The 19,538-nt window shown below is 58.2% G+C and carries 15 protein-coding genes; 11 read left to right on the forward strand and 4 right to left on the reverse strand.

The window, feature by feature from the left end:
* Positions 1-10: 10 nt before the first annotated feature.
* Both KT71_RS08130 and KT71_RS08135 read right to left on the reverse strand, forming a co-directional pair.
* A complete protein-coding gene (locus KT71_RS08130) occupies positions 11-880 on the reverse strand; it encodes a universal stress protein (protein WP_008295911.1) in 870 nt (289 codons plus the stop codon).
* A gap of 4 nt (positions 881-884) precedes the next feature.
* Positions 885-2,363, reverse strand: coding sequence for a SulP family inorganic anion transporter (locus tag KT71_RS08135; RefSeq protein WP_008295910.1), 1,479 nt, complete (start codon positions 2,361-2,363; stop codon positions 885-887).
* Between the two features lie 195 nt (positions 2,364-2,558).
* Between KT71_RS08135 and KT71_RS08140 the strand changes: the two genes are divergently transcribed.
* The 3 genes from KT71_RS08140 to KT71_RS08150 all read left to right on the forward strand — a co-directional run bounded on the left by KT71_RS08140 (position 2,559) and on the right by KT71_RS08150 (position 5,107).
* Positions 2,559-3,782, forward strand: coding sequence for a cation:proton antiporter (locus KT71_RS08140; protein WP_008295909.1), 1,224 nt, complete (start codon positions 2,559-2,561; stop codon positions 3,780-3,782).
* A gap of 78 nt (positions 3,783-3,860) precedes the next feature.
* Complete coding sequence (locus tag KT71_RS08145; protein ID WP_008295908.1) at positions 3,861-4,586, forward strand: NYN domain-containing protein; 726 nt, start codon at positions 3,861-3,863, stop codon at positions 4,584-4,586.
* A gap of 65 nt (positions 4,587-4,651) precedes the next feature.
* A complete protein-coding gene (locus KT71_RS08150; RefSeq protein ID WP_008295907.1) occupies positions 4,652-5,107 on the forward strand; it encodes a YcgN family cysteine cluster protein in 456 nt (151 codons plus the stop codon).
* Between the two features lie 63 nt (positions 5,108-5,170).
* Here KT71_RS08150 and KT71_RS08155 read toward each other — a convergent pair whose 3' ends face one another.
* Positions 5,171-7,240: a S9 family peptidase gene (locus tag KT71_RS08155; protein ID WP_008295906.1), complete on the reverse strand. Its 2,070-nt coding sequence runs from the start codon at positions 7,238-7,240 to the stop codon at positions 5,171-5,173.
* A gap of 109 nt (positions 7,241-7,349) precedes the next feature.
* Between KT71_RS08155 and KT71_RS08160 the strand changes: the two genes are divergently transcribed.
* Together KT71_RS08160 and KT71_RS08165 are read left to right on the forward strand one after the other, a co-directional pair.
* Complete coding sequence (locus tag KT71_RS08160) at positions 7,350-8,408, forward strand: 3-deoxy-7-phosphoheptulonate synthase (protein ID WP_008295904.1); 1,059 nt, start codon at positions 7,350-7,352, stop codon at positions 8,406-8,408.
* Positions 8,409-8,526: 118 nt separating this feature from the next.
* A complete protein-coding gene (locus KT71_RS08165; RefSeq protein ID WP_008295903.1) occupies positions 8,527-12,042 on the forward strand; it encodes a hybrid sensor histidine kinase/response regulator in 3,516 nt (1,171 codons plus the stop codon).
* 21 nt (positions 12,043-12,063) lie between these two features.
* Here KT71_RS08165 and KT71_RS08170 read toward each other — a convergent pair whose 3' ends face one another.
* Positions 12,064-12,723 (reverse strand): response regulator transcription factor, encoded by a 660-nt coding sequence (locus KT71_RS08170; protein ID WP_008295902.1) that lies wholly within the window; start codon positions 12,721-12,723, stop codon positions 12,064-12,066.
* A 217-nt stretch (positions 12,724-12,940) separates the two neighbouring features.
* Here KT71_RS08170 and KT71_RS08175 point away from each other — a divergent pair, with 217 nt between their 5' ends.
* The 6 genes from KT71_RS08175 (at position 12,941) to KT71_RS08200 (ending at position 19,522) form a co-directional block, all read left to right on the forward strand.
* Positions 12,941-14,275 carry a DcaP family trimeric outer membrane transporter gene (locus KT71_RS08175; protein WP_008295901.1) on the forward strand — a complete coding sequence of 445 codons (1,335 nt, stop codon included), beginning with the start codon at positions 12,941-12,943 and terminating at the stop codon, positions 14,273-14,275.
* Between the two features lie 96 nt (positions 14,276-14,371).
* Positions 14,372-14,641 (forward strand): DUF4212 domain-containing protein, encoded by a 270-nt coding sequence (locus KT71_RS08180; RefSeq protein WP_008295900.1) that lies wholly within the window; start codon positions 14,372-14,374, stop codon positions 14,639-14,641.
* 11 nt (positions 14,642-14,652) lie between these two features.
* Positions 14,653-16,383, forward strand: coding sequence for a sodium:solute symporter family protein (locus tag KT71_RS08185; RefSeq protein ID WP_008295899.1), 1,731 nt, complete (start codon positions 14,653-14,655; stop codon positions 16,381-16,383).
* 144 nt (positions 16,384-16,527) lie between these two features.
* A complete protein-coding gene (locus KT71_RS08190) occupies positions 16,528-16,989 on the forward strand; it encodes a hypothetical protein (protein ID WP_008295898.1) in 462 nt (153 codons plus the stop codon).
* Positions 16,990-16,991: 2 nt separating this feature from the next.
* A complete protein-coding gene (locus KT71_RS08195; protein ID WP_238549462.1) occupies positions 16,992-18,857 on the forward strand; it encodes a putative nucleotidyltransferase substrate binding domain-containing protein in 1,866 nt (621 codons plus the stop codon).
* Positions 18,857-19,522: an exonuclease domain-containing protein gene (locus tag KT71_RS08200; RefSeq protein WP_008295896.1), complete on the forward strand. Its 666-nt coding sequence runs from the start codon at positions 18,857-18,859 to the stop codon at positions 19,520-19,522. Before KT71_RS08195 ends, KT71_RS08200 begins: the two co-directional genes overlap by 1 nt.
* The last annotated feature ends 16 nt before the right edge of the window (positions 19,523-19,538 follow it).

Genomic DNA, 19,538 nt, shown 5'->3' on the forward strand with positions numbered 1-19,538 from the left:
GAAAAATAGTCTAGCCCAATAGCAGGGTAGGTATGCTTGATGAGCGCAAGAGGTCGGCCGTCTTGCTGCCAAAGAGCAGGGTGCGCAGGGGCGAATGACTGAAGGCGCCCATGATCAGCAGGTCGATAGACTCATCGGTGACGGTTTTTGCTATGACGACTTCCGCATCACCCGGTTGCAATCGTTTGTCGACGCTGTAGCCCGCCTCGGTGAGGGTTTTCTCGGCCCAATCCAGCTTTTTGGAACCATCAGGGTTCACCTTCCCGGACATGAGCAACAATATAGGCAAGCCTCGGAACAGCGCGCTGCCGGCGATCATTTCCACACCGCGACGGGTCACGGCACTGCCGTCGAAGGCAAACATGATGCGCTCGGGCTCGCGAAAGCCCTCGGTGACCGTGAGTATGGGCTTGTTGACAGCACGAACGACGCTCTCCACATTGCGCCCCAGATCGCGAAGGGTGGCTTCAGCGGATTCTCCCCGGCGACCCAGGACCATAAGCTGCACGCCAGCCTCCTGCTCATGGAGTGTTTCCACCAGCTGCCCGTAGCGTTGCCGGGTGTCTACCTGGGGTGCGCCCACGGCGCTGGCACGTTCCCGGAGTCGATTGAGAAACAAACGTCCCGACTCCCGTGCTGCCCGGGTGCGTGCTTCGTCCTCGCTGGAAAGCTTGCTGAGAAGCTGCTCCTGGGCGTCAAAGCCAATAGCGCCGCTGTGGTCCTCACCCGAGGGCGGGGTTTGGTGAATATCGATGATATGCAGGAGTTCCATGGGCGCCTGTATGCGCCGCGCCGCCCAGGCGGCGTAGTCCGTCACGTAGTCCGCAAAATGCGACTGATCGACACAGGCGAGAATCTTTTCCTTGTCACTGATAGTCATAGCGCTATTGCCCCATCAAGAGATCGTCAGAGCCGTCTTTGTCGTGCACCGCGAAGCGATCCACCATGGTGGCACTGGCTTCGTTCAGGCCAATGACTTCCACCTCAGTGCCTTCCCGCCGAAACTTGAGAATGACCTTATCCAGGGCGCTGATGGCGGTGATATCCCAGAAGTGCGCGCGGCTCACGTCGATGCAGACCCGCTCTATCACTTCCTGATAGTCAAAGGCGGCGATAAATCGATCGGCACTGGCAAAGAACACCTGGCCGAAAACGCGATAGGTTCTGACCCTTCCGTCGTCGTCCACCATGGAGCGAAGATAAAGAATCTGTCCGACCTTGTGCGCAAAAAAGAAGCCTGAGAGCAGTACGCCCGTGAGCACGCCCCGGGCGAGATCGTGGGTGGCGACGGTCACCGCCACCGTGGCGAGCATCACGACGCTGGAACTTCGCGGATGGTCTTTGAGATCACGGATAGAGGACCAACTAAAGGTACCGATGGACACCATGATCATCACCGCCACCAGGGCCGCCATGGGTATCTGGCTGACCCAGGCGTCGGCAAATACCACCATGATCAATAAGAAGACTCCCGCTACCAGAGTTGAGAGGCGTCCCCGGCCGCCGGATTTCACATTGATCACCGACTGACCGATCATGGCGCAGCCCGCCATGCCGCCGATGAAGCCGCTGGCAATATTGGCAACACCCTGACCGACACACTCGCGGTTCTTGTTGCTCTTGGTATCCGTCAGGTCATCGACGATGGTGGCGGTCATGAGAGATTCAAGGAGACCCACCACCATCAAGGTCAGCGCATAGGGAAAAATAATGCCTAAAGTTTCCCAGTTCAGGGGGACATCCGGCAGGAGAAAGATGGGTAGGCTATCCGGTAGTTCGCCCATGTCGCCCACACGCCGGATGTCCAGGTCCAGCACCATGGCAACAATCGTGAGAACAACAATGGTGATCAGAGGGGAGGGGACCGCCCGGGTGATATAGGGCAGGCCGTAGATGATCCCCAGGCCCGCTGCAGTCATGGCGTAGACATGCCAGGTGACGTCGATGAGTTCTGGCAGTTGCGCCATAAAGATGAGAATAGCCAGGGCGTTGACAAAGCCCGTGACCACGGAGCGCGAAACAAAGCGCATGAGGCTCCCCAGTCGCACCCATCCTGCGATTATCTGCAGTATCCCCGTCAGTACCGTAGCGGCCAGCAGATACTGTAGTCCGTGCTCTTTGACCAGCACCACCATAACCAGGGCCATGGCCCCCGTGGCCGCAGAAATCATGCCGGGACGCCCCCCGACGAAGGCGATGACCACCGCGATGCAGAAGGACGCGTAAAGTCCTACCTTGGGGTCTACCCCGGCAATAATCGAGAAGGCGATTGCTTCGGGGATGAGTGCGAGGGCAACGACCAGACCGGCAAGAAGATCGTTACGCACGTTGCCAAGCCAGTCCTGGCGGATTGTGTCGAACACAGAAAAGACATCCTATGGTTGGGTGATGAGGCGGGTTCGTGGGCCGCGAAGGATACACAGTTGAGCACGGGACGCCACCCGATCGCTATTTTCGCGCCACGGCGCCTTCGGCGTCCAGCAGACCGAGTTGCTGTTGCTGCCACGCGCTGCCATTATCGGCGCTTCCTGTGCGGTACTCGGGGGTGAGCGGAAACCATGGAAGGCGCTGAAGTTCTTCTCCAGATTGCCATCATTCTGGCCGGTGCTCGTTTAGCCGGTGAAATTGCCATGCACCTGGGTGCCCCCGCGGTCATCGGTGAGTTGCTCGTGGGTGTTCTTCTGGGTCCGAGTCAACTGGGCTGGATTCATCCCTCGGAGTTTCTCCAGCTTTTGGCCGATATCGGCATCATTCTGTTGTTATTTCAGGTGGGGCTTGAGACCAATATTCGCCGCCTCAGGGAAACGGGTACCGAGGCCGTGATCGTTGCCGTGGGCGGCGCGGTGATTCCGATGCTGGGCAGCTTTCTCCTCTGTCGCTATGCCTTCGATATGTCTCTGCTGATATCACTGTTTGTGGGAGGGGCCATGACCGCTACGAGCATTGGTGTCACCGTGCGAATTCTTCGGGATGTGGGCAGGGACGACAGTAGAGAAGGGCAGATCGTATTGGGTGCGGCGGTGCTCGATGATGTGCTGGGTGTACTGGTTCTCGCCTTTCTCTTTCAGATGTCGGCTGCTCACGATACGAGCTATGGTGGGCTGCTTAGCCTGCTCGCCTTTATTGGCCTCTTTTTTGTTGTCTCTCCTATCGTTGCGGAACTGGCCTCTGCTGTTATCAGCCGTTACGGACAGGTGACAGAGCTGCCAGGGTTGGTGGCTACGCTCATCGTGTCACTGGTCTTGTTTTTTGCCTGGATTGCGCACGTGGTGGGCGCTCCGGAACTACTGGGTGGATTTGTTGTGGGTCTCGCGCTGTCCCGGCAGTTTTTCCTCCCCTTCGGTGAAAGTATGGCCCCCGATGCGGCCTTCACCAGGCAGGTGCGCCGTGAAATGCGTCCCATCGTACAGCTGTTTACACCGATATTCTTTGTCGGGGTGGGTTTGTCCCTGGATCTGCGGATGATCAACTGGGATTCGCCGTTTGTCTGGTTGTTTTCCTTTTCCCTTGCGGCGGTTGCCATCGGGGGCAAGGTTCTTGCGGGTCATCTTTTGCGCAGCGAGCCCCGCCTCATTCGCCAGGCTGTAGGGATGGCCATGGTGCCCCGGGCTGAAGTGGGATTGATCTTTGCGGAACTGGGTCGCAGTGCCGGCGCGCTGAACGGAGAGGTTTATGCGGCCGTGGTACTGGTGATTGCCTACACCACCGTTTTTGCGCCTTTCTGGCTGAAGCTCTTCTATCGCCGGTTTGGCAGTCATGGGGCCCTGGGTAAGCCACCGTGATGCATCCTCTGTGTTCAACTCCGGGGGCGAACGCTATACAGTGTGCCTTGGAGTTGGATACCTACCGAGGCAAACACCGTGTCTGAGACCAAGCGCATCGCACTACTCATCGATTGTGACAATGTGACGCCCAATGCAATTGCGGGAGTCCTCGAGGAGTTGGCAAAGCACGGCACGGTCAATGTCCGTCACGCCCACGGCGATTGGAACAATCCATCACTGTCCGGTTGGGCTGAAAAGCTCCATCCCCACGCCATCCGTCCCATGCAGCAATTTGCTTACACCAAGGGAAAGAACGCAACGGACTCGGCAATGATCATTGATGCCATGGACCTTCTTTACAGCGGTAATGTCGACGCCTTCGCGCTTATGACCAGTGATAGCGATTTCACGCCGCTCGTGCTGCGTATTTTGGAGAGCGGGTTTCCCGTCTATGGATTCGGCGGCAAGAAAACCCCATCGCCCTTCGTGGACTCCTGTTCGCCCTTTATCTTCATAGAAAACCTCATCCCGTCAAAGGAGGGGAATGGCGAGAGCGACTCCCTGCCCGCACGAACACCCAAGGGGCGCCTGCGACAGAATAGTGCCCTCGTGAAACTCCTGCGCACGGCGGTTGACCAGACTGCCGATGATGACGGCTGGGCGGAAATGTCCCGCGTAGGTAGTTACATATCCAACAATAACGCGTCTTTCTCTTCGGTGAACTACGGCTATCGCCGTCTCAGCGACCTTATTAAGGCGACGGATCTTTTTCAGGTCGACCGTCAGAACAACCGGATGCTGATCCGTGATCCCAAAAGTTAACGCGGTGAGGTCTCCCCGGTTTTTTGCCCGGGCTGTGGTCGCCAAGCGCGAGGGGACCCCGGCGGATGTCTGAAAAGCCTTTTTGGGAGACCCTCGCTCCCGGCGAGATGACGCGGGAACAGTGGGAGTCTCTCTGCGATGGCTGTGCCCGTTGCTGTCTTCACAAGCTGGAGGATGCCTATGGCGGCGGCATCTATTACACCCAGGTAGCCTGCCATCTTCTCGACGAAACAAGCTGTCGCTGCAGTCACTACGAGACCCGTCAGACCCTGGTGCCGGACTGCGTGGTCCTGGCGCCTGATGATCGCGACAACCTGGCCTGGTTGCCGGATACCTGCGCCTACCGCCTGATAGACGCGGGCAAACCCCTGCCCGAGTGGCATCCGCTGGTGACCGGGGATCCTCAGTCCGTACATCTTGCGGGCATATCTGTGCGCGGCCGCACCATCAGCGAAAACGACGTGGACGATGATGATCTCGAGGAACACATCATTCGCTGGGTCAGCAATACGCAGCCCTGATCTTCACCCTTCCCCCTTCGGTTTTATCAAACCCAGGAAGCGCTCATCGCCGGATCATCACGCCTATTGGTAACGCTCAAACCATGCAAGAATATGACTGACTTTGTCGATGAGTTGGCTGGGCTTTCTGGCGATAAAGTGGGACGCCCCGGGTAATTCCACCAGGAGGGTGGGTACTTTGCGGTATTTCAGGGCATGATAAAGCTGCTTGGCCTGGGAAGGGGGCGTACGCAGGTCATCCAGCCCTACCATCACCAGGGTGGGTGTATTGACCTCGCCCACCAGGGAGATCGGAGAAAAGCGCAGATAGTCGTCAGGGTTTGTCCAGGGTGTGCCGGGTATGCGCGTAAAGTAGTAGTTGTACCAGTTATCCGCATTCAGGGTTTTGCTGTACCAGTTCATCACGGGCTTGATCGCGGCGGCGGCGCGGAAGCGGTCGGTTTTTCCGATAATCCATGCGGTCATAATGCCGCCGGCAGATCCTCCCGTGACATAGAGCTGCTCGGGATCGATAAAACCCAGCTCAATCATGGCGTCCACACCGCTCATGGTGTCGTCGTAATCCTGTCCCGGGTAATTGTGGTAGAGCAGGTTTGCAAACTCTTCGCCGTAACTCGTGCTACCCCGGGCGTTGGGATAAAACACCACATAACCCGCCGCAGCGAAGAGCTGCATCTCGGGAGAAAAACGTTCCCCGTAATTGAGAATCGGGCCTCCGTGGTTTTCCACGAGGAGGGGGTATTGCCTGTTTGGATCAAAATCGGGGGGCAGCACCATCCAGCCCTGGATATCCCGCTCGTCGAAGGAGCTTTTCCACCAGATTTCCCGGGTCTCTCCCAGGGTCCGCTGGGATAGGAGGTCGTCATTGAGTCTCGTGATGACCCTCGTTTTACTGCCTTCGTGTATGGCGATGTCTGCGGGATACTCCGGGCGCGTGTGGGTATAGGCGACAACGCCATCCCCGGAGACACTGAAAGAGCCCCCGGCGTAGGGGCGGCCAATGCTCGTGCCGCCAAGATTATCGGCGAGGGTTTTCATGGAGTCTTTCAGGCTGACATAAGCGACCTTGGTACGGCCCTTGTCATCATACTGAAAATACAGGCCGTCGCTGTCTGCGGACCAGGTAATGGCTTTCACACTGCGGTCAAGGTCACCGAGGAGCTCTCGCATCCCGCTACCATCGTGCCTGGCGATGCGCAGCCGTGTGACCTGAAAAGCCTGCTTTTTATCAGCATAACCCAGCCATGCCAGGTGCTTGCCGTCCGGGGAGACCAGAGGATGGTGATCGGGACCATCAGTGCTGGTGACGGCCGCAGTGTCCCCGTCACGAAGAGCGACACGGTAGATCTCACTGTTGCGATAATCGTATTGCCAGTCTTCGGAGCGATTTCCGGAGACCAGGAGGGATTCCCCGTCCGCGCTCCAGCTGGGCTGGCGATGATGAAAATCCCCCCGGGTGATCTGTCGGGCGGTACCGCCCTCGGCGGGGACCACAAAGACATGGCTGAACGCGGCGTCGAGGTAACCGCTGCCGTCCCGCTCGTGATACATCCTGTCCGTGACTCTGGGCATGTCTGACCACTGTGCCCCCTCGGGTTTTTCCGGCCGTGAGGCGAGGCTGGGCGCCTCGGCCTTTACATCCATCACGAAGGCGAGATGCCTGCCGTCGGGGCTCCAGCGAATGTCTTTGGGCGTTGCCGGCAACCGTGTAACCCGTGCGCTTTGTCCACCCTCAAGCCAGTGCATGTAGATCTCGGCGCCTTCGTCATCCCCCGCGGAGCGCACATAAGCAATGCGATCCCCCCGGGGCGACCACACGGCGCTGGATTCATTCCCTTCGAAGCTGCTCAGCTTATGCTGGCGCTGGGATGCAATGTCCACCAGCCAGAGATTCCCGCGGCGGCGGTCCTCCATAATATCGAAACCCATACGCCGATAGACCACCTGCTGACTATCCGGTGAGATCTGCGGGTTAAGCGCCCACTCTATTTCAAAGATATCGAGTGCCTGAAAAGGCGGAAGCGTTTGGGATTCCTGGGCGGAGAGCGATGGAGAAAAAAGCAATGCGCCGAAGGCGGCAACCCCCAGGCTGGCTGTGGCTGCTGCGAATCGTCTGAGACCGAGTGAACGCATGGTAAGGCTCCTTGTTGATCAGGCCCCGATGCTATCACCGGGGACAGAAATAGCGAGGATGGGCATGCTAAACTTGCGCGCCATTTTTAACTGACCGCAGTAAAACACCATGCTTTCCGTGACCGATGATCTCCGCATTCAGAAAACCAACGAACTGATTTCTCCAGAATCGCTGGTGAACGATATTCCTCTTAGCGACGCCGCGACGGAAACCGTGTCCGGCGCCCGGGGCGCCATCTCTTCTATTCTTGCCGGGGCGGACGATCGCCTGCTGGTTGTCGTCGGTCCCTGCTCCATCCACGACCCGAACGCGGCCCGGGAGTATGCCCGGGGTCTCCTGGAAGCGGCAAAAGCTCACAGCGCAGATCTGCAGATTGTTATGCGGGTGTACTTCGAGAAACCGCGTACCACGGTCGGTTGGAAAGGGCTCATCAACGACCCGGATCTCAATGACACCTTCCAGATCAACAAAGGACTGCATCTCGCCCGGGAGCTCCTCAAGGATCTTGCTGAGATGGGTTTGCCTGCTGGCACGGAGTACCTGGACCTTATCAGCCCTCAGTATGTGGCGGATCTGGTGTCCTGGGGGGCCATCGGGGCGCGTACCACGGAGAGCCAGACCCATCGCGAACTGGCGTCGGGATTGTCCTGCCCCGTGGGCTTTAAGAACGCGACGGATGGCGATGTGCAGGTCGCCATTGACGCTATTAACTCTGCGTCCCAGCCCCATCGCTTTCTGTCCGTTACAAAGCAGGGGCACTCCGCCATTTTTCAGACCACGGGTAATGCGGATTGCCACATTATTCTGCGCGGGGGAAAACATCCAAATTACGACATGTTCTCCGTGGATGACGCGAGCGCCATGTTGAGTAAGAGCGGTTTGCCCGCGCGTATCATGATTGACGCCAGCCACGCGAACAGCCGGAAAATACCCGCAAGGCAGGTTGATGTCGCCATGGATGTGGCCAGCCAGGTAGCTCGAGGTAGCCGCAGTATTTTCGGCATCATGATCGAGAGCAATCTGGTGGAGGGTCGCCAGAATGTGGTTCCCGGTCAGCCCCTGGTATACGGTCAGAGTATTACCGATGCCTGTATCGACTGGACGGCGACAGAATCCGTGCTTCAGGGCCTGGCCGACGCCGTTCGCCAGCGCCGAGCCCTCGGCTGATCCCACGCCCCCGTGCCGCTTTCTCCGCCCTCGCATCCAGTCGCAAGGACAGCGAGGATATTGTGCCGGTATGCTAGGGTTCTGATGTCCCTTTGAGCTGCGCAGGAGCGCCGCCCCTGTGAATTCGCCGTCCTATCTTCTCAGCCTCGCGGTGCTTTATATCTGCGCCTTGTTTGGCCTGGCATGGATTGTTGATCGGCGCAGCGGCTCGGGCAAAGGGCAGGGCTCTCCGAAACGCCAGGCACTGGTGTACGCCCTGTCTCTGGGCGTGTACTGCAGCTCCTGGACTTTTTACGGCGCCGTCGGAAGTGCAACGGCATCACCCTGGAGCCATGCGCCGATTTATCTCGGCCCCATTCTGGTGTTCACTCTCGGTTGGGGCGTGTTGCAACGCATGGTGCGCCTTGGCACGGAGCACCGGGTTACCTCGATTGCGGATTATTTCGGTGCGCGTTTTGGAAAACGGCAACAGCTGTCGATTCTGGTAACGGTGGTGGCGACGGCAGCGGTGCTTCCCTATATCGCGCTGCAGTTTCGGGCCCTGACGCAGGCCTGGTCGATCATTGCCGGAGGGGCGATCGGTCCGTCCCTCACCGCCACGGACTCGGGGCTCGCTATCGCCATCGTGCTTGGCGCTTTTACGGTGCTTTTTGGTGCGCGGCGACTGGATGGCCGAGAGCGGCATCAAGGCATGATGAGTGCCATTGCCCTTGAGTCCGTGGTCAAACTCTGCGCCTTTTTCTGCGTTGCTATTTTTGCGCTGATTTACCTGCGCCGGCCGGAGGTTGCCTCGGTGGTGGACTGGTCCGGTCAGGCACCGACACAGCTCGTGCTCTCGGGCGACTTTGTCACCCGGACCCTCATCAGTGCCTTCGCGATTTTTTGCCTGCCACGGCAGTTTCACGTCATGGTGGTGGAGGCAAAGGATAGTGGTAGCACAAAGCTGGCCCGCTGGCTTCTGCCTCTGTATCTACTGCTTTTTATGCTGTTGGCGGTACCCATCAGTCTTGCGGGGAGTCACCTCTTCGCCTCGCCATCGACCTCCGGAGTCAGTCCCGACACCTATGTGCAGATGCTTCCGGCGGTCCTCGAATCGCCCTGGGTATCGCTTATTGCCTTTGTGGGTGGTCTCTCCGCCGCCACGGGTATGGTTATTGTAGCCACCGTGAGCCTGGCCATTATGCTCACCAACGAAGTCGCCGTGCCCCTCATGATTCGCGGAAAGTCCGACCAGGGTGCCTCGCTTTTATTTTTGGGCAATCAGTTACGCATCGTCCGCCAGGTAACGATTCTCCTCATTCTGGCCGCCGCCTGGCTGGTGTCCACGCAGCTGAGTGGCATTTCCTGGCTCACGGAAATCGGTTTCATGTCGTTCCTGGCGGCGGCGCAGCTCGCGCCGGGACTCCTTGCCGGGCTGTATTGGCGACGTGCCCACGGTATTGCCATCACCGCCGGACTGGCAGCGGGGCTGCTGCTGTGGTTTTACTGTCTGGTGCTGCCTGAGGTTTTGCCCGCAGAAAGTGCCCTGCGGAGCAGGGGGCTCCTGGGGATCAGCTGGCTCAAGCCGCAGGCGCTTTTTGGCTGGTCGGGACCGGGTCCTCTGACCTATGCGACGCTCTGGAGTCTGGGCATGAACGTGCTCCTTCTGGGTTTGCTATCCCGATTTTCCGAGGCCTCCCCTGCGGACAAACGCCAGGCCGCGGTGTTTCTGGACAGCGACGATGGCAGGGCAAAGCAGGGAGACGATTTTAATCTCTCTCCCGTGCGAGCGGGGCAGCTTCGTGCCCTGCTACCACCTTTTCTGGAGGAGGGCCGTCTGCAGCAGCTCTGGCGCTCCTTCGAAGAACGCTATCAGCAGCGGCTCCTTCCCGCTGATCGCCTGCCCCTCTTTGCTGTTCGTGAGGCAGAATCCTTGCTCGCCGGAGTTATTGGGGCGGCGTCTTCCAGCCGCGTTTTTTCCGAGTTGACGGAAAGCCGGCAGGTGGACTTTGCCGGTCTCGCATCCCTGGTCTCCGAGGCGGGTCGCCAGCAAACCTTTAACCGGGATCTTCTGGAAACAACCGTGGAATCCATGCTCCAGGGCGTGTCTGTCGTCGACGCACAGTTGCGGCTGGTGGCCTGGAACACCCGCTACGAAACCATGTTTGCCTATCCCCAGCGGCTTCTCTATGTCGGCATGCCCATTGAAAAGCTCTATCGCTTTAATGCCGAGCGAGGGGTTCTCGGTGTGGCCGGGGACTCCATTGATCACGAAGTGGAGAAGCGCCTTGACTGGTTGCGCCGCGGTCATCCCCATCGCCTTGAACGCCGCTTACCCGATGGCCGCGTGATTGATATTCATGGTGTGCCTCTCCCCCGGGGTGGTTTTGTCACGACCTATATCGACATCACAGACTACCGGGAAATGGTCACACAGTTGGAAGAGGTGCGCCTGGAGCTGGAGAACCGGGTAGCAAGTGGAAGCCAGAGCCTGGCGGACACCAATGCCGAGTTGCGCCGGGAAAACCGGCTTCGGGCCGAAGCGGAGCGCAAGCTGCGTGATGCTTCTCTGTCCAAAAATCGCTTTATGTCAGCGAGCAGCCACGATCTGTTGCAGCCCATCAGCGCGGCGCGATTGTTCGTAGAGGCTTTAAAACCAAGGGCGGGAGAGTCCCGGGACACCTCGGAACTGGTTGAGAAAATTGATCAGTCCCTCCATCGTGCGGAGACGCTGATTGCCGAATTGCGGGAAATGGCCCGCCTGGATTCAGGCAAACAGCAGGTCACAATGCAAAGCTTCTCCCTGGATGCGCTCCTCGGAGAAGTTTATGCAGAGTTTGGCCCCGCCGCGCAAAAGGCCGGTTTGGAGCTTCGTTTGCAGAGCTCGTCTCTCTGGCTTCAGACGGATCGCAACCTTCTCTACCGGGCACTACAGAACCTCGTGGGCAACGCCATCAAATACAGCGAGCACGGCAAGGTGCTTCTGGGCGCGCGGCGGCGTCCCGAGGCGGTGGAAATACAGGTCATTGATCAGGGGCCGGGGATACCCGCGCAGGCGCAGGCGCGGGTGTTTGCGGAGTTTGAGCGCCTGCCGGGGAGTGGGGGAGAGGAGGGACTGGGTCTGGGTCTGGCGATTGTCAGTCGCTACGCCAATCTTCTCGACTTACCCCTCCATCTGAGCTCCCATCCCGGTCGGGGCAGCCTTTTCTCGCTTACGGTGCCCCGTGGTGTCGCGGATACGTCCGTTGCGGAGGTGAATACTCCGAGCCGAGGACAACGTTTGGCCGGCATCAGGGTGCTTTGCATTGACAATGACAGACAGGTCCGAGAAGCCATGACGGCCATGCTGTCCGCTGAGGGCTGTGAGGTCACCGCCGTATCCAACCGTCAGGAATTGTTCGAGTCTCTGGGGGATGTCAGGGCCGATGTGGTGGTTGCCGACTACCATCTCGATGACGGCGACACGGGGATTGCTGCCCTCCAATGGGTCTTTGACAGTTTGGCCTGGCGCTGCCCCTGCGTGATGGCGAGTGCCGACGATGGCGCGAACGTCAAAGAGCTGGCACGCGCCGTGGGGTTCCGCTCCCTGGCAAAGCCCGTCAACCCCGAGCGCTTGAAAGCCCTGATACTGGCGCTGGCCAGGGAGGCGTCCTAGGAGCCGCAGGGAACTCGTTGTTTACAGAGACTCCCCGGCGGTCTCTGCGGGGGCGATGGTGAGGTTTCCGATAGCGAGCACGGCCTGGGTCCTCGATTGAACGCCGAGTTTTCGGAACACCTCGGTCATGTGCGCCTTGATGGTCGCTTCTTTTACGCCCAGCTCATAGGCGATCTGTTTGTTGAGCAATCCCTCCACCAGCATAGATGCAACGCGAAATTGTTGAGGGGTCAGACTTGCGAGGGCGTCGGCAACGTCCAGGGCTTTAAGGCTGGCGCCACTCTCGCTGATATCCAGCCCCGGGTGCAGGCCGCGGTTCCCTGCGAGCACATCCCTGATGCAGGCTGTCATGACATCGGTGCCAGAAGATTTTGAAAGAAAGGCCGCAGCGCCGTGGTCAATAGCCCGACGCACCGTGTCCGCCTGAACATGTGCCGATACGATGATTACAGGCTTGTCCGGATAGTTGCCCACGAACCAGCCGAGAGCAGAGAAGCCGCTTGCACCGGGCATGTGCAGATCGAGGAGGAGTAAATCCGGAGCACCATCTTTTTCTACGAGATCATGAAGCTCCGCGACGTTTTCTGCATGGCTGATGTCGGCGTCGATATCACTACCCGATAGCAGCATGGAGAGAGCGTCGCGGAACAGGGGATGATCGTCAGCGATGATGCACTTCATTGTGGGTTGGCCTGTTTTGTATTCTTATGTGCTTATTGTGATCTATTCACGGTCGAAGTAAAGCGAGGCCCCGCTGGGCTTCTTCGACAGGAAGTTCCCCTTTTTTCATAGACTTTAGTCCAAGAAACAGCCCCAACTTGACCAAGGTCGAATACCCCCAGAAGCGTTGGGGGCATACAACACTCCCTGCTCAATAACACTAATTGGAGGAGCGGGAATGTTTTCAAGAAAACCTCTGGGTCTTGCCCTGGCACTCGTTGGATGCAGTGCTGTGGATACGCAGGTCCAGGCAGCAGAAGTCGATGAGCGCATCGCGGAGCTTGAGCGTCAGATTGCGGAGCTCAAGGCCCTGGTGGTCAGTAACAAGACGAATATTGCCAGCAACCTTCAAACCCTCGAGGTCCAGGCCGAGGATATCGAGGAAGCACGGCCCATGAAAAAGGGTACGAAGTTTACCTATGGCGGCTATGTGCAGCTCGATGCTATCGCCAGTAACTACAGCGAAGGTAAACCGGCGTCCGTAATGGACGATCTCTTCGTTCCCTCCCTCATACCCGTTGAGCCTGTGTCGGGAGACGGCGATTCCTATACGAATACCAACATTCACGCCAAGTCTTCACGCTTTTACTTTGGTACGGCGACGAACACGGACGTCGGCAAGATCTCCTCCTTCATAGAGCTCGATTTTATTCTTTCGGGTCAGGGTGACGAGAGGGTGTCAAACTCCTTTAGCTCGCGAATCCGCCATGCCTATTTGAAATGGGATTACGGTGACCAGAAGAGCCTTCTCGCGGGCCAGGCCTGGTCAACGTTTTTTAATGTCGGTGCGCTGCCTGATCTTCTGGACTTTGTGGGTCCCGTGGGCACCGTGTTTGAGCGTCAGCCCATGATTCGGTGGACTTCCGGTCCTGTGCAGTTAGCCATAGAGAACCAGACAACCCGGGTCAATCTCCAGGGAGGCGGCTCTTCGCTGAATGACGCGCAGCTCATGCCCGATCTCGTTGCCCGCTATAACGGAAAGAGCGGAGACCTGAACTGGTCCCTGGCGGCCATAGGGCGGCAGCTCAGCTACGAGGAACGACCCAACGCCAGTACCGAAGGCGCCAGTGACGAAGAGTACGGCTACGGACTCTCCTTTGCCGGTAAATGGAACATCGGCCGTAACGATCTGCGCTTCATGGCCAGCTACGGTGATGCCCTGGGACGCTATATGGGTCTCAACTCTTTTAACGACGGTTATATCGATCGCAACGGCGAGATAAGCACCATCGATCAATGGGGCGGCTTTGTGGCCTATCGTCACTACTGGAACGATCAATGGCGCAGCAATATCTCCATCTCAGCTTCCGAAGCCAGTAATCCCGGCGGCGCGGAGTTTGACGGCGCCGGTAATCTCGCCAAGTCCTATCGTTCCATGCATCTCAATCTCAACTACCTGCCCGCACCAAAACTGCAACTGGGTGGTGAGCTGATGTACGGCGTGAAAGAACTGGAAGATGGTCGCGACGGTGATATGTACCGCCTGCAGTTCGCCGCCAAATACGCCTTCTAGGCATAGACCAAAGTGCAAGGGGCAAGACATCACTGCTTTGCTACAGTCGCAGTGAAGAAACATAAGAATTCTAGAAGAACACCGGGGAGGTGTTAGATGGTTAAGAAAATGACCGAGGCCCAGGCCAAGGAGTACTGGAAGCGCAATCTGTCGCTGATGGTGAAGCTTCTGGTGGTTTGGTTCGTCGTTAGTTATGGCTGCGGCATCATGTTCGTGGATGTGCTCAATCAGATTCAGATCGGTGGTTACAAGCTGGGATTCTGGTTCGCACAGCAGGGGGCAATCTACGTTTTCGTAGTGCTGATCTTCATTTATCGCTCACGCATGGCCGCGCTTGATCGCGAGTTCGGCGTCGAAGAAGACTAGGGGGCCTGAACATGGAACTGCAAACACTTACCTATATTGTTGTTGGCATTACCTTTGCGATTTACATCGGTATTGCTATCTGGGCCCGCGCCGGGTCCACCAAAGATTTTTACGTTGCCGGGGGTGGTGTACACCCGATTTCCAATGGCATGGCGACGGCAGCAGACTGGATGTCCGCTGCTTCCTTTATTGGCATGGCGGGGCTCATCGCTTTTATGGGTTATGGCGGATCGGTGTTCCTCATGGGGTGGACCGGTGGCTTTGTGATTCTGGCGATGTTGCTGGCGCCGTACCTGCGCAAGTACGGGAAGTTTACCGTGCCCGAGTTTATCGGCGATCGCTTCTACTCCCAGACGGCGCGGGTGGTTGCCGTGATCTGCCTCATTATCTGCTCCGTGACCTATGTTATCGGTCAGATGAAGGGCATCGGGGTTTCTTTTTCCCGCTTCCTCGAAGTTGATTACAACACGGGCCTCCTGGTGGGGATGTGTATTGTGTTTTTCTACGCTGTGCTCGGCGGTATGAAAGGTATTACCTATACCCAGATCGCCCAGTATTGCGTGCTTATTCTCGCTTACACGATTCCAGCGATTTTTATCAGTCTGCAGCTGACAGGTAACCCCATTCCGCAACTGGGTCTGGGCGGCACGCTCGTGGGAACGGACACCTTTCTTCTCGATAAGTTGGACCAGGTGGTCGTGGAGCTGGGTTTTCGCGAATACACCACTGACGTGCGAATCTCCGGCATCAATATGTTTGCCTATACCGCTTCCCTGATGTTCGGAACTGCGGGTCTGCCCCACGTCATCATTCGCTTCTTCACCGTGCCAAAAGTGCGTGACGCTCGCTCTTCGGCCGGTTGGGCGCTGATCTTCATCGCAATTCTTTACACCACCGCACCTGCGGTAGCCGCGATGGCACGTCTGAACCTCATGCAAACCATTGAGCCGGAGGCGGGGAACTACCTGGCCTACGAAGAACGACCCCAGTGGTTCAAGAACTGGGAAAAGACCGGTCTCCTGGCATTTGAGGACAAGAACGAAGACGGGCTCATGCAGTACTCCGCCGACGAGAGCAGTAACGAACTCGTTAAGGTCGACCGGGACATTATCGTTCTCGCAAACCCGGAAATTGCTCAGCTCCCCAACTGGGTGATTGCCCTCGTCGCTGCGGGTGGTCTGGCTGCGGCCCTGTCTACCGCAGCAGGACTATTGTTGGCAATTGCCTCGGCCATCTCCCATGATCTGTTAAAGGGGATTTTTGCCCCGAACATCAGCGAGAAACAGGAGCTGCGGGCAAGTCGCGTCGCCATGGCACTGGCCATTGCCGGCGCAGGCTATCTGGGCTTTAACCCACCCGACTTTGCTGCAGGGACCGTGGCTCTGGCCTTTGGTCTGGCCGCGTCGTCCATCTTCCCGGCGTTGATGATGGGTATCTTCAGCAAGACCGTTACTAAGGAAGGGGCTATCGCCGGCATGTTGGCGGGTATCGGTATCACGCTGTTCTATGTATTCCAGCACAAGGGCATCATGTTTATTGCGTCGACGGCCTTCCTGGGTGATATGGCGCCTAACTGGTTCCTTGGCATTGAGCCCAATGCCTTTGGTGTGGTGGGCTGTCTGCTCAACTTTGCGGTGGCGATCGCCGTATCCAAAGTGACTGCAGCACCGCCGGAAGAAATCCGGGAGATGGTTGAGAGCATCCGGGTTCCTGCGGGCGCAGAAGCGGCCATCGATCACTGAGCAAGAGACTTGTCACTGACAGGTTCACTTTCCTGGGAGGCGTCGGAAACGGTGTCTCCCTTTTTTTTAGCAAGAGTGGGTAGACTTACAAGCTAATCTTCAGCTGTTGGCTCCGCGAGGCTACAGCCTCACAAGGGAATCAGAATGTTCACAAACAAACACGTTGTCGTTGCCCTGTTGGTCGCACCGGTTCTCTCGATCATGGCCTGGTTTGCCGTGGGTAATTTTATTGGCGAGGAGGCCAAGCCTGCGATGCCGGGTGAAGCCTACCCCCTGGTGGAGAAGAGCAACTGTCGTTATGCCAGTGGTATCTGTGAGCTCGAAAACCAGGACGTTAAGCTGGCCCTAAGGCTGGATGAAAGCGTGGGCCTGGCGCTGGAACTCAATGCATCCCATCCCGTGGAAGCCGTGTTGATGTCCGTGTCCCATCCGGAGCGGGATCCCGGCCCCCGGCCCATGCAGCCTGCAGATGCCAAGGGTTTGAAGTGGCGCATGCCCCTGACCACGGTTCCCGGGGCAGAGCAGCGAATTCGCATTGTGATCTCCATCAATGACAGCGCCTATTTTGCGGATGCGTCGACGGCCTTTCTGCAGGAGGAGGCTTGAGTTTGAGTGGCAATCTGGCAAGCGGTGATGCGTCTGAGATGGCGTCTGTCCTCGAGTTTCTTCGAGGCTCCTTGCCCTTCAATGAGCTGAGTGACGTCGAGCTTGAGGAAGCGGTGTCCGCCATGCAGGTCTCTTATCACCCCCATGGCGAGCGCTTCTCCGTGGACAGCGAGCAATCGGGTTTGCGTATTTTGCGAAGCGGTGCCGTGGATATCCGCGACGACGACAACAAGCTGCTGGACCGTCTGGGCGAGGGGGAGAGTTTCAGTATTGTCGGTTTGAACGCCGGCGAAAAAGCCGTCGTTGCTCTGGTTATCGAGGATGCCCTGATCTACCGGCTCCCCGATGATGCCTATCAGTCCCTCCGCGGCGCCAATCGCCCCTTTGATCGTTACTTCAGTGGTCAGCGAAGCCGGCGCCTGCGCCGGGCCGCACGCTATCAACCGGAGCCCAATGCCATGCTCGCGCCCGTGAGTTCGGTGATGACCCGGGACATCCTGACGGTGCCCTCTACCGCTACGGTGCGCGAAGCGGCGATGGCCATGGCCGAGCGCCGGGTGTCCTCGGCTTTTGTGGTCGCGGACGATGAGCTGCAGGGTATTCTCACGGATCGTGATTTACGCACCCGGGTTCTGGCGAGGGGGCTAAGCAGTGAGATGCCGGTAAACGAGGTGATGACACCGAATCCCGAGGCCATCGCCAGCGATGAGACGCTGTTTGCGACAACGCTGATGATGACTCAGCGTCGTTTCCATCATCTGCCGGTGCTGGAGGAGGGGCGTCTTGCGGGTATCGTCACAACCTCGGATCTCATCGTGGCCAAGAAAAATGATCCCGTGTACCTGGTGCAGCACATCTCCCGGCAGGACAGCGTCGAGGGCATTCAGGAGCTCGTGGGGTCCATGGGTAATCTCATGGTGGAGTGGGTCAGTGGTGGGATGCGGGCTCCCCAGGTCTCCCAGATTCTGACCGCAATATCTGACGCCGTGGCGATACGCCTGATCCAGCTTGTGGAGATGGAGCTTGGCGAGGCGCCGGGACCCTGGGCCTGGTTGGGCTTTGGCTCTCAGGCGAGGGGTGAGCAGCTCCTGGGCGCGGATCAGGACAATGGCATTGTCATTGCCGACAGTGTGGGCGATGAGCATCTGTCCTGGTATGAGAAACTCGCGACAAAGGTATGCGATGGGCTGGCGCTCTGTGGGTACAAGTACTGTCCCGGTGACATCATGGCCAGTAACAGGAGCTGGCGTCTGCGCCTGGCCGATTGGCAGGACACGGTACGTTCCTGGGCCCGGACCCCCACGAGCGACGCGGTGATGCGTGTCAGTATTTTCTTTGATATTCGCGCGCTTTACGGTGATCGTGATCTCGCGAAATCGATTCAGGAAGTGATGCTCGCTGAGGCCAGCAGCAACTCCATTTTTCTGGCGGCTCTGGCAGCGAATGTTCTGGATAACAAGCCGCCCCTGGGCGTGTTCCGCCGGTTTGTGGTGGACCGCAATGGGGAGCATCGCGATAACCTGAATATTAAAAAACGGGGAGTGTTACCCGTTACGGAGATCGCCCGCCTCCATGCCCTGGCCAACAAGCTTCCGGAAGTCAATACCTCCGCCCGTTTGCAGTCCCTCATCGCTGCAGGACATATGGCACTTGTCGATTCGCGTAATCTCACGGATGCCCTGGACTTTATCCAGGGTCTGCGCATGGACCATCAATGCGCGCAGATTCAGCGGGGAGAACCCGTAGACAATTACATCAATCCCCGGGCGTTACCCCGTCTTGCAAAGGAGCAGCTTCGTGACGCCTTTACCATCATTGACGAGGCACAGGCTTCCGTCCGTCTGAACTACCGCGCCGGCATGGCCTGATGTGGAAGCTCAAGCTGCGCCGCTGGCGGTGGTCTCTTCGTACGGAGCTACCCACGCCCGTGTCCACCGCGTGGTCCATGCCCTTACCGGCGATGACGACGCCCGTTGAAAAACTCGATTTTCTGGTCTGCGATGCCGAGATGTCGGGACTGGATCCGAGGCAGGCTGAGCTCCTGAGCCTTGGTTGGGTGCGTGTCAGCGGCTTGGAGATTGCTCTCGGGAGCGCTCGCCACTTACTGATTCGCAACCGGGAATCCGTGGGACAGAGCGCCACAATTCATCAGCTTCGGGACTGTGAGCTCAGAGATGCGGGCGATGTCAAAGAGGGCCTGGAGGCGCTGCTGGCGGCAGCCGGGGGAAGGGTGCTCGTTTTTCACAATGCAGCCCTGGATACGGCATTCCTTGATTATGCGGCCAAGGCAGTCTTCGGAGCGCCGCTACTCCTACCGACTATTGATACCCTGCTCCTTGAAAAGCGACTCCTCCAGCGTCAGGAGCGTCCCATCGGGCAGGGCGATCTGCGCCTGGGCGCCTGTCGGGAGCGCTATGGCTTGACGACGCATAACGCGCACAACGCCCTGGGGGATGCCATGGCGACCGCAGAGCTGCTCCTGGCGCATATTGCGAAGCGTGGCCGGGGACTGACCCTGCGCGACATGGTGTAGTTACATGATGTAGTTA

The organism is Congregibacter litoralis KT71 (genome assembly GCF_000153125.2).
Taxonomy (GTDB): Bacteria; Pseudomonadota; Gammaproteobacteria; order Pseudomonadales; family Halieaceae; genus Congregibacter; species Congregibacter litoralis.

Bases quoted from the DNA above. Each gene is read 5' to 3' on its own strand.
- KT71_RS08130 (WP_008295911.1), bottom strand. From the start codon at position 880: ATGACTATCAGTGACAAGGAAAAGATTCTCGCCTGTGTCGATCAGTCG.
- KT71_RS08140 (WP_008295909.1), top strand. From the start codon at position 2,559: ATGGAAGGCGCTGAAGTTCTTCTCCAGATTGCCATCATTCTGGCCGGT.
- KT71_RS08150 (WP_008295907.1), top strand. From the start codon at position 4,652: ATGTCTGAAAAGCCTTTTTGGGAGACCCTCGCTCCCGGCGAGATGACG.
- KT71_RS08155 (WP_008295906.1), bottom strand. From the start codon at position 7,240: ATGCGTTCACTCGGTCTCAGACGATTCGCAGCAGCCACAGCCAGCCTG.
- KT71_RS08160 (WP_008295904.1), top strand. From the start codon at position 7,350: ATGCTTTCCGTGACCGATGATCTCCGCATTCAGAAAACCAACGAACTG.
- KT71_RS08170 (WP_008295902.1), bottom strand. From the start codon at position 12,723: ATGAAGTGCATCATCGCTGACGATCATCCCCTGTTCCGCGACGCTCTC.
- KT71_RS08175 (WP_008295901.1), top strand. From the start codon at position 12,941: ATGTTTTCAAGAAAACCTCTGGGTCTTGCCCTGGCACTCGTTGGATGC.
- KT71_RS08180 (WP_008295900.1), top strand. From the start codon at position 14,372: ATGGTTAAGAAAATGACCGAGGCCCAGGCCAAGGAGTACTGGAAGCGC.
- KT71_RS08185 (WP_008295899.1), top strand. From the start codon at position 14,653: ATGGAACTGCAAACACTTACCTATATTGTTGTTGGCATTACCTTTGCG.
- KT71_RS08190 (WP_008295898.1), top strand. From the start codon at position 16,528: ATGTTCACAAACAAACACGTTGTCGTTGCCCTGTTGGTCGCACCGGTT.
- KT71_RS08200 (WP_008295896.1), top strand. From the start codon at position 18,857: ATGTGGAAGCTCAAGCTGCGCCGCTGGCGGTGGTCTCTTCGTACGGAG.